This is a genomic window from Enterobacter sp. HNDS-6 (assembly GCF_039850505.1).
GTDB lineage: Bacteria > Pseudomonadota > Gammaproteobacteria > Enterobacterales > Enterobacteriaceae > Enterobacter > Enterobacter kobei.
Window position 1 is genome coordinate 811,738 of sequence record NZ_CP156673.1, and the last position, 13,321, is coordinate 825,058.

At 54.0% G+C, this 13,321-nt stretch carries 13 protein-coding genes; 4 read left to right on the forward strand and 9 right to left on the reverse strand.

The window, feature by feature from the left end:
* Window positions 1-135: 135 nt before the first annotated feature.
* From lepB to rpoE, 6 genes are all read right to left on the reverse strand, one after another.
* Window positions 136-1,110 carry a signal peptidase I gene (lepB, locus tag ABFI50_RS03660; RefSeq protein WP_014884846.1) on the reverse strand — a complete coding sequence of 325 codons (975 nt, stop codon included), beginning with the start codon at window positions 1,108-1,110 and terminating at the stop codon, window positions 136-138.
* A 16-nt stretch (window positions 1,111-1,126) separates the two neighbouring features.
* Window positions 1,127-2,926 (reverse strand): translation elongation factor 4, encoded by a 1,800-nt coding sequence (gene lepA, locus ABFI50_RS03665; protein WP_014884847.1) that lies wholly within the window; start codon window positions 2,924-2,926, stop codon window positions 1,127-1,129.
* 185 nt (window positions 2,927-3,111) lie between these two features.
* Window positions 3,112-3,588, reverse strand: coding sequence for a SoxR-reducing system protein RseC (rseC, locus tag ABFI50_RS03670; protein WP_014884848.1), 477 nt, complete (start codon window positions 3,586-3,588; stop codon window positions 3,112-3,114).
* Window positions 3,585-4,538, reverse strand: coding sequence for a sigma-E factor regulatory protein RseB (gene rseB, locus ABFI50_RS03675; protein WP_023331097.1), 954 nt, complete (start codon window positions 4,536-4,538; stop codon window positions 3,585-3,587). The genes rseC and rseB overlap by 4 nt, the downstream gene beginning before the upstream one ends.
* Window positions 4,538-5,188 carry an anti-sigma-E factor RseA gene (rseA, locus tag ABFI50_RS03680; protein WP_248217271.1) on the reverse strand — a complete coding sequence of 217 codons (651 nt, stop codon included), beginning with the start codon at window positions 5,186-5,188 and terminating at the stop codon, window positions 4,538-4,540. Before rseA ends, rseB begins: the two co-directional genes overlap by 1 nt.
* A gap of 31 nt (window positions 5,189-5,219) precedes the next feature.
* A complete protein-coding gene (gene rpoE / locus ABFI50_RS03685; protein WP_006176728.1) occupies window positions 5,220-5,795 on the reverse strand; it encodes an RNA polymerase sigma factor RpoE in 576 nt (191 codons plus the stop codon).
* Between the two features lie 424 nt (window positions 5,796-6,219).
* Here rpoE and nadB point away from each other — a divergent pair, with 424 nt between their 5' ends.
* Entirely contained in the window at window positions 6,220-7,839 is a 1,620-nt protein-coding gene (gene nadB / locus ABFI50_RS03690) for an L-aspartate oxidase (protein WP_176260676.1), read from the forward strand.
* Here the strand turns inward: nadB and ABFI50_RS03695 are convergent.
* On the reverse strand, window positions 7,824-8,561 hold the full coding sequence (locus ABFI50_RS03695) for a tRNA1(Val) (adenine(37)-N6)-methyltransferase (protein ID WP_014884851.1): 738 nt from the start codon (window positions 8,559-8,561) through the stop codon (window positions 7,824-7,826). The two genes, nadB and ABFI50_RS03695, sit on opposite strands and share 16 nt — an antisense overlap.
* Before the next feature lie 132 nt (window positions 8,562-8,693).
* Here ABFI50_RS03695 and srmB point away from each other — a divergent pair, with 132 nt between their 5' ends.
* Complete coding sequence (gene srmB, locus ABFI50_RS03700; protein WP_014884852.1) at window positions 8,694-10,022, forward strand: ATP-dependent RNA helicase SrmB; 1,329 nt, start codon at window positions 8,694-8,696, stop codon at window positions 10,020-10,022.
* Window positions 10,023-10,074: 52 nt separating this feature from the next.
* Here the strand turns inward: srmB and grcA are convergent, their stop codons facing one another.
* Complete coding sequence (grcA, locus tag ABFI50_RS03705) at window positions 10,075-10,458, reverse strand: autonomous glycyl radical cofactor GrcA (protein WP_014884853.1); 384 nt, start codon at window positions 10,456-10,458, stop codon at window positions 10,075-10,077.
* Window positions 10,459-10,772: 314 nt separating this feature from the next.
* Between grcA and ung the strand changes: the two genes are divergently transcribed.
* Window positions 10,773-11,462 (forward strand): uracil-DNA glycosylase, encoded by a 690-nt coding sequence (ung, locus tag ABFI50_RS03710; protein ID WP_014884854.1) that lies wholly within the window; start codon window positions 10,773-10,775, stop codon window positions 11,460-11,462.
* Between the two features lie 40 nt (window positions 11,463-11,502).
* On the opposite strand, the gene ABFI50_RS03715 is transcribed toward ung, so the two are convergent.
* A complete protein-coding gene (locus ABFI50_RS03715) occupies window positions 11,503-12,633 on the reverse strand; it encodes a tRNA/rRNA methyltransferase (RefSeq protein WP_014884855.1) in 1,131 nt (376 codons plus the stop codon).
* A gap of 204 nt (window positions 12,634-12,837) precedes the next feature.
* On the opposite strand from ABFI50_RS03715, the gene trxC reads away from it, so the two are divergent.
* Window positions 12,838-13,257, forward strand: coding sequence for a thioredoxin TrxC (gene trxC, locus ABFI50_RS03720; protein WP_014884856.1), 420 nt, complete (start codon window positions 12,838-12,840; stop codon window positions 13,255-13,257).
* Window positions 13,258-13,321: the final 64 nt, after the last annotated feature.

Genomic DNA, 13,321 nt, shown 5'->3' on the forward strand with positions numbered 1-13,321 from the left:
TGCAGGGCCAACCTTAAACTTCGGGGGAATATTCTATACACAACGACAGGGGATGTCGTTAGTTCAAAGAGATTTATCGAGGAAATAATTCACGTAGCCGCTAATTAAAGCGGCTACGCGTTCATTTATTGAGAATTAATGGATTCCGCCAATGCGATTCAGGCGTACACCGGTCGGCCATTCGCCTTCCTGTTTCTCAAAACTCATCCAGATTGCGGTGGCTTTACCGACCAAATTCGCCTCAGGCACAAATCCCCAGTAACGGCTGTCCGCAGAATTATCGCGGTTATCCCCCATCATGAAGTAATGTCCCGGCGGTACAATCCAGCTCGCCAGCTGCTGACCCGGCTGCTGATAATACATACCCACCTGATCCTGCGCGATTGGCACCGTGAGGATACGGTGAGTCACATCACCCAGCGTCTCTTTGCGCTCGACCAGACGAATACCGTTCTCTTTGGTTTCGCCTTTTGGCACCTGGAAGAACCCGCTGGTCGCTTCACCGCCGTTACGACGGGCAAAGGTCTGCACAAAATCACTCGGCTCAACGTTTGAGTAGGTGATGGGCAGTGCGTTTTCACACGCGGTGCCAGAACTGCAGCCAGGCTGAACGGTAACTTCCTTGGCGACCGGATCGTAGGTCACTTTATCACCCGGCAGGCCAACCGCACGCTTGATGTAGTCCAGACGCGGATCTTCCGGGTATTTGAACACCACGATGTCGCCACGCTTCGGATGACCGGTTTCGATCAGCGTTTTCTGGTAGATAGGATCTTTAATGCCGTAGGCAAACTTCTCTACCAGAATAAAATCACCAATCAGCAGCGTTGGCATCATTGAACCGGATGGGATCTGGAACGGCTCGTAAATAAACGATCGCACCACCAGCACAATGGCCAGCACCGGGAATACCGAGGCGCCCGTTTCCAGCCAGCCCGGTTTCGGGCCGACTTTTTTCAGGGTTTTCGCATCCAGCTGGTCGCCAGTGGCTGCCTGTGCGGCAGCCTGACGCTCACGGCGTTTTGGGGCGAAGATAAACTTATCCAGACACCACAGCAGACCTGTCACCAGGGTAGCAATGACCAGGATCAGGGCAAACATGTTCGCCATGCCAACTCCTTAAAGGTTATTTGCCGTCTTTACCAACATGAAGAATGGCAAGGAATGCTTCCTGTGGCAGCTCAACGTTACCGACCTGCTTCATACGCTTCTTACCTTCTTTCTGCTTCTGCAGCAGCTTTTTCTTACGACTGACGTCACCGCCGTAGCACTTCGCCAGAACGTTTTTACGCAGCTGTTTCACCGTAGAACGCGCGATAATGTGGTTACCAATGGCCGCCTGAATCGCGATGTCGAACTGCTGACGCGGGATCAGATCTTTCATTTTCTCAACCAGCTCGCGACCACGGTACGGCGCATTGTCGTTGTGGGTGATCAGGGCCAGCGCATCCACACGCTCACCGTTGATCAGCACGTCCACACGCACCATGTTGGAGGCCTGGAAACGCTTGAAGTTGTAATCCAGGGACGCATAGCCACGGGAGGTAGACTTCAGGCGATCGAAGAAGTCGAGTACCACTTCCGCCATCGGGATTTCATAGGTCAGCGCCACCTGGTTACCGTGGTAGACCATGTTGGTCTGCACGCCACGCTTCTCAATACACAGTGTAATGACGTTGCCCAGGAACTCCTGTGGCAGCAGCATGTGACACTCTGCAATCGGCTCACGCAGTTCGTGGATATTGTTCAGCGGCGGCAGCTTGGACGGGCTATCGACGTAGATCACTTCTTTCGAGGTGGTTTCTACCTCATACACAACGGTCGGTGCGGTGGTGATCAGATCCAGATCGTATTCACGTTCCAGACGCTCCTGAATGATCTCCATGTGCAGCAGGCCGAGGAAGCCACAGCGGAAACCGAAGCCCAGCGCCGTTGAGCTTTCTGGCTCGTAGAACAGGGAAGCATCGTTCAGGCTCAGTTTACCGAGCGCATCACGGAAGTTTTCATAGTCATCTGAGCTGACCGGGAACAGACCCGCGTAAACCTGCGGTTTCACCTTTTTAAAACCTGGCAGCGCTTTATCTGCCGGGTTACGCGCACCGGTCAGGGTATCGCCCACTGGCGCGCCGAGGATGTCTTTAATGGCACAAACCAGCCAGCCTACCTCGCCGCATTTCAGCTCGGTACGGTCAACCTGTTTTGGCGTGAAGATACCCAGACGGTCGGCGTTGTAGACCTGTCCGGTACTCATCACCTTGATTTTGTCGCCTTTACGCATGGTGCCGTTTTTAATACGCACCAGAGAGACAACACCAAGGTAGTTATCGAACCAGGAGTCGATGATCAGCGCCTGCAGTGGGCCATCCGGGTCGCCTTCCGGGGCCGGGATGTCACGCACCAGGCGTTCCAGCACATCGGTCACGCCCACACCGGTTTTCGCGGAGCAGCGCACGGCATCCGTCGCGTCAATGCCGACAATATCTTCAATCTCTTCCGCGACGCGTTCAGGGTCGGCAGCTGGCAGGTCGATTTTATTCAGAACCGGCACAACCTCGAGATCCATTTCCATCGCGGTATAGCAGTTTGCCAGGGTCTGGGCTTCAACACCCTGCCCGGCATCGACGACCAGCAGCGCACCTTCACAGGCCGCCAGCGAGCGTGATACTTCATAGGAGAAGTCAACGTGGCCTGGGGTGTCGATAAAGTTCAGTTGATAGGTTTCACCATCAGCCGCTTTGTAATCCAGCGTAACGCTTTGCGCCTTAATGGTGATACCGCGTTCGCGTTCCAGGTCCATGGAGTCCAGAACCTGGGCTTCCATTTCACGATCAGACAGGCCACCGCAAATCTGGATAATACGGTCAGACAGCGTCGACTTACCGTGGTCAATGTGAGCAATGATCGAAAAGTTACGTATGTTCTTCATATAGTTAAATAATTATGCCTTACGAATTCCTGGAGGCCGCTGTTCTTAGCCTGACGTTTTTCAGTGCGAAAACGCAGCATTCTACACTACATCCTCGCTACCTGGAAATGCACTTAGAGACAGGTATAGCGTGAAGAAAGGGCGTTTTCTGTATTAGGACGTAAAAATTGATAAAGCCCGATGGATCATCGGGCCTCAGAAGAGAGCGTCTCGACACGAAGCTGGTCTGGTGCCAACCCAACGCTGAGAATGACAGGCTGCCACTCTTCGCGCGCGGCAAGCTTCGGTGAGAGACCTTTAGCAAGCCAGAATCCCCCGATGCCCCCCAACGCGGCACCACACATGGCGGCCACATCGGTACCAAATAGGGTCTGGAAAAGGCCGCCCATGATAAATAACCCGACCAACGGAGAGAGATAGACCAGCATCGCGGAACCGAGCAGACTGCCTTCCGCAATCCCCAGTTCAACCTTCTGCCCCGCCACCAGCGGCTGTTCACTTGGCACAGAGATAGTATGCGACGTTTGCGGCCCAAGCTTGTTCAGCACGCGGCTGCCGCACCCGGCACGGGATGCGCAGCTATTGCATGAGGCTTTGACATCGCAACTGACTCGCGCAACGCCATTTTGCCACGAGACGACGGTTGCCCACTCTTTAATCATTGCGCGGCCCTGAATTTAATGCTGTCTGAAATGCGCTTCGCCGTCTGCGGAGGTAATTCACCCACAATCGTGATCTCTGCGTTATCACGTACCGTGGTGCTCACCGTGCGACGTCCGGTACGAAGCATTTGCTCAGAGCTGTTTGCCGTTGCGCGGTTGATATTCACCGAGAAACTGAACAAACCGTCGGAATAGAGGCGCGACTCAACGGGCGTGTCAATAGTTGGCAACTGACGACGGCTGCTGGACACTTCGCTAAAGCCTTGCGGGATCCAGGAAGGAACCCAGTTGAAGTTAACGGAATCCCCTGCCGGAACAGAAAGCAGCGGCGGCAGGCTGGCTTTGGCCAGATTCTGCATGCTGTTGCCAACCTGATTGTTCACGCTGAAGGAGATCACGCGGAACTGTTCAAGCGTTTCACCGTCGCGGTCAAGCAGGTCCACACGCATCGGCAGCTTGGTTTCCGCATCAATCCAGACGATATAGCTGTAGCGCGTGCCATCGCGAGCAACCACGCGGATCACTTCACACAGTCTGTCTGCGATGCGCGTACGCCCTACCGAAATAAAATCGTAGTAAGGGGCCAGCCGCTTGAAGTCGGTATAGATGAGTGATGGCAGAGAATCAACGATATAGTCGCCATTGAGCGTGAAAGGCTCCAGGCCGGGCTCGAAATAGCTGATTTCGTTGCCTCGCTGGACAACTTCCCGACGCGGACCATCCATCTGTAAAAGCTGGGCGAGTGGCTGATTATCAAGACGGGCATGACGATAGCGTAACGACTCGACGCCCTGCTTATTGATGCTAATAAATGCCAACTCGTAATTGAGTGACTGGCTGGCCAGATTCATTTGCTGCAACAACGCCCCGGATGAAACATCAGCCGAGGCGTTGGCAGAGAAGAACAGGCTACCCGCCATCAGAGACATGGCGAACCAAAGTTGCTTCATTACTGCGATTGCGTTCCTAAAGTTTGGTTTCCGGGCACCTGCACAGCAGCTTGCTGGGTTTGGGCCTGCTCAAACTGAAGCTGTTCAGAGTGCAGACGACGCTGCAACTCGTAATCCTGCAACATCGCATTAATGCGACGGCGCTGCTCCTGCACCTGCTGTTGCTGACCGCCGCTGGCGGAAGCATCAGCCGGTACGCCCAGGCTAACCGGGCTCGCTTTGCCCATCATCGGCAGTGTGTTAAACACTGGCGCTTCTGGCTGCTGAGTAGTTTCAGACTGAGTATTATAGTGCTGGACGCCAACGATAACTGCAAGCGATACGCATGCAGCAACCCCCATTTGGGTGAGCTGGCTGGCCCACGGACGCACCTTTTGCCAGAACGGCATTTTCTGCCACTGGTGAGGTGCAGGTTGAGCTTCAGGAATCAGCGGAGTGGTCTGATGAACAGGCTCATTCTCAATGGCCGCCATCACGCGGGCAGAGATATCGAAATGGAGAACCTCGCCGGTATCGCCGCGCAGCGTGTCACGGATGAGATGGTAACTCTCCCAGGTCTCTTGCATTTCGGGAGAATGAGACAGCTCGTTGAGCAGCTCACTATCCAGCGTCTCACCATCCATTAAAGCGGAAAGTTTTTCTTTCTGCATGCCTAATACCTTTTCCAGTATCCCGCTATCGTCAACGCCTGATAAGCGGTTGAACTTTATTATCAATAGCTTCTCGCGCACGGAAGATTCGTGAACGCACCGTGCCGACCGGACAATCCATGATAGCGGCTATCTCTTCATAGCTCAGACCATCAAGCTCCCGTAACGTAATTGCCATGCGTAAATCTTCCGGGAGCGACTCGATCGTGCGAAAAACAATTTGTCTCAGTTCTTCTGACAACATTAAGTTCTCAGGGTTCGAAATTTCTTTCAGCGCACCGCCACTTTCGAAGTTTTCGGCGTCGATAGCGTCTACATCACTGGACGGCGGACGACGACCCTGAGCAACCAGATAATTCTTTGCCGTATTAACAGCAATACGGTACAGCCAGGTATAAAAAGCACTATCTCCCCGGAAAGAATCCAGCGCGCGATAGGCCTTAATAAAAGACTCTTGCACCACATCAGGCACATCACCTGACGGTACATAGCGGGAAACCAGACTCGCCACCTTATGCTGGTAGCGCACCACCAGTAAGTTAAAGGCTTTCTGATCTCCCTTCTGGACCCGTTCAACCAGGACCTGGTCCGTTAACTGCTCGCTCATCCGAGGTAATGTCTCCCCAAACCTAAATTCCACGCGTTATCGAAACGCCACTCTAAAAACACCGCACTTTGAGCAAGCACCGAGTTAGAGTGTCCGATCGTCAATAAGTTCCGTAACGCCTTTGTTTTTGTTCATCGCGCCGCAGACTGTTCATTTTCTCTCATTATAAGTCTGTTCACGATACGCACCACTTTCTGACAAGAAACATCTTTTTTCCCGCGAGAAGAGTAACGCAACCCAGTCTTTATTTCACCACAAAATCTGACGCTAACGATCTGCTTCGCAAAATAATTTCATTCCTTTACCCGCTATTTACTCCGTCTTACGCGTTTAGCCATTGCAACAACCTCTAAAAAAAACGTGCGATAAATCGCACTCAGGTGCTATTCTGACCCAACACTGTTTAGTAAATTAAACAACAATCATGAACACAACATCTGAACTCCATTGTGATGTCCTGATCATCGGTAGCGGCGCTGCCGGTCTCTCTCTGGCGCTGCGCCTGGCCGAGCATCAAAACGTTATCGTTCTGAGCAAAGGACCGATAAGTGAAGGTTCCACATTTTATGCCCAGGGCGGCATTGCCGCCGTGTTTGACGAGACCGACAGCATAGCGTCGCACGTAGAAGATACGTTGATTGCCGGCGCCGGGATCGTGGATGCGCACGCCGCAGAGTTCGTTGCCAGCAATGCCCGCCATTGCGTTCAGTGGCTCATCGATCAGGGCGTATTATTTGATACCCAGATTCAGCCTAACGGTGAAGAGAGCTACCACCTCACGCGCGAAGGCGGCCATAGCCACCGCCGCATCCTGCACGCAGCGGATGCCACCGGTAAAGAGGTGGAGACCACGCTGGTGGGTAAAGCGCTTAACCATCCTAATATTCGGGTTCTTGAGCGCAGTAATGCCGTTGACCTGATTATTTCCGACAAGATTGGCCTGCCTGGTCCGCGTCGCGTGGTGGGTGCATGGGTCTGGAACCGTAATAAAGAGAAGGTTGAAACCTGTCAGGCGAAGGCCGTTGTACTGGCGACGGGCGGTGCCTCTAAGGTGTATCAGTACACCACTAACCCGGACATCGCTTCCGGAGACGGTATCGCCATGGCCTGGCGCGCAGGCTGCCGCGTGGCGAATCTCGAATTTAATCAGTTTCACCCAACAGCCCTGTTCCACCCTCAGGCGCGCAACTTCCTGCTGACGGAAGCCCTGCGCGGTGAAGGCGCTTATCTGAAACGCCCTGACGGTACCCGCTTTATGCCGGACTTTGACGCGCGTGGCGAGCTGGCCCCTCGCGATATCGTTGCCCGCGCCATCGACCATGAAATGAAACGTCTGGGCGTGGACTGCATGTATCTCGATATCAGCCATAAGCCAGCCGCATTCATTCGCCAGCATTTCCCGATGATTTACGAAAAACTGCTGAACCTGGGGATTGATTTGACCCGCGATCCGGTGCCCATTGTGCCTGCGGCCCACTATACCTGCGGGGGCGTGATGGTTGACGATCACGGGCGCACCGACGTAGAAGGTCTGTATGCTATCGGCGAAGTGAGCTATACCGGCCTTCACGGCGCGAACCGTATGGCGTCGAACTCGCTGCTTGAGTGTCTGGTGTACGGCTGGTCAGCGGCGGAAGACATCACGAAACGCATGCCTTACGCCCGCGAGACTGAGCACTTACCTGCCTGGGATGAAAGCCGCGTGGATAACCCGGACGAGCTGGTCGTGATCCAGCACAACTGGCATGAGCTACGGCTGTTTATGTGGGACTACGTAGGGATTGTGCGCACCACAAAACGTCTGGAACGTGCGTTGCGCCGCATTACTATGCTGCAGCAGGAAATTGATGAATATTATGCCCATTTCCGCGTATCCAATAATCTGCTGGAGCTGCGCAATCTGGTGCAGGTTGCCGAGCTGATTGTTCGCTGCGCCATGATGCGTAAAGAGAGCCGCGGCTTGCACTACACCCTGGACTACCCGGATCAGCTTGCTGAATCCGGCCCGTCGATACTGGCTCCGCAGGTTCACATAAACAGATAAAATGCCTGGGTCAGAGCAGTGTAATCTTCGGAATAACGCTGGTCTGGCCCTCGAATCACCATACGGTCATTAAAGCATTCACCTTCTTTTGGCGAGAGCGCCAGCAGCACGCGGTGCGGCAGTCGTCCTTCCGTATCAGAAATGTCAGTTCGCAAACGTAATGTCCAGCCAATCTCCTGCGCCAGACCAATAAATGTATTACCCGTGCTTTCTGGCAACACTACGCAAAAAAATCCCTCTTCAGTGATGAGTTCAGCCGCGCTGGTAAGCAGTGCTTTATGATCGAGTGAACCGGTATAACGCGCCTGTTCACGTTCAGGGGTACCACACTCGACACCGGGCGCGTAGTAAGGAGGGTTGCTGACGATAAGATCGTAACGCGCAGTTTGTTCAGGCGCCCAGACCAGCACATCCGCACATTGAACGCGAATCCGGTCTGCCCAGGGGGATTCGGCCGCATTTTCACTCGCCTGCCCTGCAGCCTGCGCATCGAGCTCAACGGCATCAATCGTGACATGCTCTTCCGTACGCTGGGCCAGCATCAACGCCACCAGCCCGCTGCCGGTACCGATATCAAGAATACGTTTAACACCTGCGACAGGGGCCCATGCTCCCAGTAAAATACCGTCGGTGCCGACTTTCATGGCACAGCGATCGTGGGCGACAAAAAATTGTTTAAACGTAAAACCATCGCGGCGCAACTGCGCTTTGAGTTGAGACATGTCAGGGCAACCTTCTAAGTGAAACTGGAGTAGCATAGGGGAAAGCGAAGGCACCGCAAAGCGATATCCATACAAACAGATGAAGATTACAGCCGTAACGTCTATAATCAGCGCCCCACACAGAGGTAGAACATGACTGTAACGACTTTTTCCGAACTTGAACTCGATGAAAGCCTGCTCAATGCACTTGAGAGCAAAGGCTTTACACGCCCGACCGCCATTCAGGCAGCGGCCATTCCGCCTGCGCTTGAGGGCCGCGATGTGCTCGGTTCTGCGCCAACCGGCACGGGGAAGACAGCAGCCTATTTGCTGCCTGTGTTGCAGCACCTGCTCGACTTTCCACGAAAAAAATCAGGCCCACCGCGTATTTTGATCCTGACGCCTACGCGCGAGCTGGCCATGCAGGTTGCCGATCACGCGCGTGAGCTGGCGGCTAACACCCATCTGGATATCGCCACTATTACCGGCGGCGTGGCGTATATGAACCACGCCGAAGTGTTCAGCGAAAACCAGGATATCGTTGTTGCGACGACGGGCCGTTTGCTGCAGTACATTAAAGAAGAGAACTTCGACTGCCGCGCGGTAGAAACGCTGATTCTGGATGAAGCCGACCGTATGCTGGACATGGGCTTCGCACAGGATATCGAACATATTGCGGGCGAGACGCGCTGGCGTAACCAGACGATGCTGTTCTCTGCCACCCTTGAAGGGGACGCGATTAAAGATTTCGCCGAGCGTCTGCTGGAAGATCCGGTTGAAGTCTCTGCGACGCCCTCTACGCGTGAGCGCAAGAAGATCCACCAGTGGTATTACCGTGCGGACAACCTTGAGCACAAGGTCGAATTACTGAAGCACCTGCTGAAGCAGGAAGATGCTCTGCGTACCATCGTCTTTGTGCGTAAACGCGAGCGCGTGCACGAGCTGGCAGAAATGCTGCGTAATGCGGGCATTAATAACTGCTACCTCGAAGGTGAGATGGCGCAGGTTAAGCGTACCGAAGGCATCAAACGCCTGACCGATGGCCGCGTGAACGTGCTGGTGGCGACAGACGTTGCCGCACGCGGGATCGACATTCCGGACGTGAGCCACGTGATCAACTTCGATATGCCGCGCAGTGGTGATACCTATCTGCACCGCATTGGCCGTACCGGTCGCGCCGGACGTAAAGGTACTGCGATTTCACTGGTTGAAGCGCACGATCACCTGCTGCTGCAAAAAATTGGTCGCTATGTTGATGAGCCGCTGAAATCTCGCGTCATTGACGGCCTGCGCCCAACTACCCGCGCGCCGAGTGAAAAAATGACGGGCAAACCGTCCAAGAAAGCACTCGCAAAACGCGCTGAGAGAAAAGAGAAAGAAAAAGAGAAGCCGCGCGTTAAGCAACGCCACCGCGATACCAAAAACATTGGTAAGCGTCGTAAGCCAAGCGCTGCCGCGCAGGATACGAAAACTGAAGAGTAAGAAAAAGCCGGGGATTTCCCCGGCTTTTTTATTCACCCCCGAAACTGGAACCTTACAGGCTTTCAGTAAAGGTACGCGCGATAACGTCGCGCTGCTGCTCTGGGGTCAGTGAGTTAAAACGAACCGCATAGCCAGACACGCGAATAGTCAGCTGTGGGTACTTTTCAGGGTGCTCAACGGCATCCATCAGCGTTTCACGACGCAGAACGTTAACGTTCAGGTGCTGACCGCCTTCCACGCGCACTTCCGGTTTCACTTCCATTGGGATTTCACGATATTCGATTTCGCCCAGTTTGCTCACTGGCACGATCTCATCTTCAGTAAAACCGGCTTTTGCAACCACGCAGCGTGCTTCGTTTTTCTCGCTGTCCAGCAGCCAGAAAGAATTGAGCAGATCGTCATTTGCAGCTTTAGTAATCTGGATACCTGTAATCATGTGTTGCCTCCCTTAGGCTACATTAACTGGTGTCGGCCTCACACGGCCAATTGGTAAAACCATTGTTTCTTGTGTGCATATATATCACTCGCACCCCGGCGATTTATTGATTTAAATCAACAAAAACACCAACCACATAAAGAGTATGGTTTGAATTTATTGTTTTAGATCAATTTCAGCACCTTACCAATTCAACTGGTTGTGTATCTTTTCAAAATAAATTTAGTTACTTAGCGCACGTTTCAGCGCGTCATTTTGCTCACTGGCGTTTAACAGGTAAGCTAGAAACAGAATGAGATTCGCAGGAGAGCGAGATGACCACACCGTTGACATGGCACGATGTGCTGGCAGAAGAAAAACAACAACCCTATTTTATCAATACACTCAGCACCGTTGCAGCTGAACGTCAGTCCGGGCAGACGATTTATCCGCCGCAGAAAGATGTGTTCAACGCCTTTCGTTACACTGAGCTGAGCGATGTGAAGGTGGTCATTCTTGGCCAGGATCCGTATCACGGCCCGGGTCAGGCACACGGGCTGGCGTTCTCCGTCCGTCCGGGCGTGGCTATCCCCCCTTCTCTGCTCAATATGTATAAAGAGCTTGAGGGAACCGTTCCTGGCTTCACCCGCCCCACCCACGGTTACCTGGAAAGCTGGGCGCATCAGGGTGTGCTGCTGTTAAATACGGTACTCACTGTACGGGCGGGTCAGGCACATTCTCACGCCAGCCTGGGCTGGGAAACCTTTACCGATAAGGTTATTAGCCTGATCAACGAACATCGTGAAGGCGTGGTGTTTTTACTGTGGGGTTCTCACGCGCAAAAGAAAGGGGCGATTATCGACCGTCAGCGCCATCACGTTTTAAAAGCGCCGCACCCGTCTCCGCTGTCGGCACATCGCGGTTTCTTCGGCAGTAATCACTTTGTTCTGGCGAATGAATGGCTGGAAAAACGTGGCGAAACGCCAATTGACTGGATGCCAGTGTTACCGGCAGAGAGCGAGTAGGATTTGAATGTGCCGGGCCAGACCCGGCACATTGAGAGGCTTATGCCTTATTCTGACGCCACCATTCCGCCAGCAGTACGCCGGTCGCAACGGACACGTTCAAACTTTCTACATTACCTGTCCCGTCGATAGAGACGCTCAGATCAGCGCTGGAAAGCGCCGCGTCAGACAGACCGTCACGTTCCTGACCTAATACCAGCACCATTTTACGCGGCAGCGTCGCTTTAAACAGCGGCGTACCAGCATGGCTCGACGTGGTCACGATGGAATAACCCGCTTTACGGAACTGCTCAAGGGCGTCCAGCACGCTGTCGCCGGTGATCGGCTGCACATGCTCCGCTCCGCCTTCTGCAGTGCGGATAGCGGCACCGGATTCCAGCAGTGCAGCATCCTGTAACAGCACACCCTTCACGCCAAAGTGCGCGCAGCTGCGCATCATCGCGCCCAGGTTGTGCGGGTTGCCTACATCTTCCAGCGCCAGCACGCAGTCATCGGCATCCGCCTGGCTGACCCACTGCTGCACGGTGGTGCCGTTACGTTTTTTGATCAGGAAGCAGACGCCGCCGTGGTGCTCGGTACCGGACGCTTTGGTCAGCTCGGCATCATCCACCACGTGGTAGGCTTTACGGTTCGCAGCCATCCAGCGCAGTGCTTCTTTAAAGCGCGGGGTCACGCTCTGGATAAACCAGGCGCGGACGATACACTCAGGGCGGCTCTGGAACAGCGCCTGGCAGGCGTTCTCGCCATACACGCGGGTCTCTTCCGCACGCTGACGGCGCAGCACTTCCGGATCGATAAAGCTTTTACCGCTGATACCGCCGTGATCGGCTTTCTCTGGCGTCTCATCGCCCGGGGCGCGAGAAACGGTGCGCCACGGGGAGGCGTTGTCACGCGAGAAGTCATCACGCGGACGATCGTCGCGTGGACGGTCACTACGTGGGCGGTCGGAACGCGGACGGTCATCGCGTTTGCGATCGTCACGTTTGCGGTCATCACCGCGGGTGTTTCTGTCATCGCGGGCGGGGCGACGGCCACCGTCTGCACGAGAAGACGCCGGACGCCCGCCACCTTTTCCGGTACGCGGATTTTGGGTGCGTTTATCAGAGTCATCATCACTGCGGACATACATCACTTTGACCTTGCCGCTTTTGTTTTTCATTTCGTCGTTCATGCTTTTCTCCACCAGCGCTGCGCGAAGCGCGCAGATTACCTGATGTGCCAGCGCATAGCCATAATTTCGTACAAAAGCCTGTGACTATTGTTCTCATTGAATAAAACGCATTGTTGTTTCAAACAGGCTCATTGATAATATGTAACATATTAGAAACATTATCGGCGTTCTGCCGCTGTCCCACGGCTCTATCAGAGGTTAGTTATGAATACCGTATGTGCCAACTGTCAGGCTCTTAATCGCATTCCGGACGATCGGATTGACGATGGTGCGAAATGCGGACGTTGTGGCCACGAACTGTTTGATGGCGATGTCATTAACGCGACGGGTGCTACGCTGGACAAACTCCTCAAGGACGATCTCCCGGTGGTGGTCGATTTCTGGGCACCGTGGTGCGGTCCATGCCGAAGCTTCGCGCCAATCTTTGAAGACGTGGCCGAAGAGCGCAGCGGTAAGATGCGTTTTGTTAAGGTGAATACCGAGGCGGAACGCGAGCTTAGCGCACGTTTCCGCATTCGCAGCATCCCGACCATTATGATCTTTAAAAACGGTGAAGTCGTCGACATGCTCAATGGCGCAGTACCGAAAGCGCCGTTTGACAGCTGGTTAAACGAATCACTGTAACTTTCACGGGGCACATCTTGTGCCCCGCTCCCGCCTCTGCGAAAATGGCGTTTTTCCTTCACTT

Coding starts and splice junctions, on each gene's coding strand:
- lepB (WP_014884846.1), bottom strand. CDS start 1,110: ATGGCGAACATGTTTGCCCTGATCCTGGTCATTGCTACCCTGGTGACA.
- lepA (WP_014884847.1), bottom strand. CDS start 2,926: ATGAAGAACATACGTAACTTTTCGATCATTGCTCACATTGACCACGGT.
- rseC (WP_014884848.1), bottom strand. CDS start 3,588: ATGATTAAAGAGTGGGCAACCGTCGTCTCGTGGCAAAATGGCGTTGCG.
- rseB (WP_023331097.1), bottom strand. CDS start 4,538: ATGAAGCAACTTTGGTTCGCCATGTCTCTGATGGCGGGTAGCCTGTTC.
- rseA (WP_248217271.1), bottom strand. CDS start 5,188: ATGCAGAAAGAAAAACTTTCCGCTTTAATGGATGGTGAGACGCTGGAT.
- rpoE (WP_006176728.1), bottom strand. CDS start 5,795: ATGAGCGAGCAGTTAACGGACCAGGTCCTGGTTGAACGGGTCCAGAAG.
- nadB (WP_176260676.1), top strand. CDS start 6,220: ATGAACACAACATCTGAACTCCATTGTGATGTCCTGATCATCGGTAGC.
- ABFI50_RS03695 (WP_014884851.1), bottom strand. CDS start 8,561: ATGTCTCAACTCAAAGCGCAGTTGCGCCGCGATGGTTTTACGTTTAAA.
- srmB (WP_014884852.1), top strand. CDS start 8,694: ATGACTGTAACGACTTTTTCCGAACTTGAACTCGATGAAAGCCTGCTC.
- grcA (WP_014884853.1), bottom strand. CDS start 10,458: ATGATTACAGGTATCCAGATTACTAAAGCTGCAAATGACGATCTGCTC.
- ung (WP_014884854.1), top strand. CDS start 10,773: ATGACCACACCGTTGACATGGCACGATGTGCTGGCAGAAGAAAAACAA.
- ABFI50_RS03715 (WP_014884855.1), bottom strand. CDS start 12,633: ATGAACGACGAAATGAAAAACAAAAGCGGCAAGGTCAAAGTGATGTAT.
- trxC (WP_014884856.1), top strand. CDS start 12,838: ATGAATACCGTATGTGCCAACTGTCAGGCTCTTAATCGCATTCCGGAC.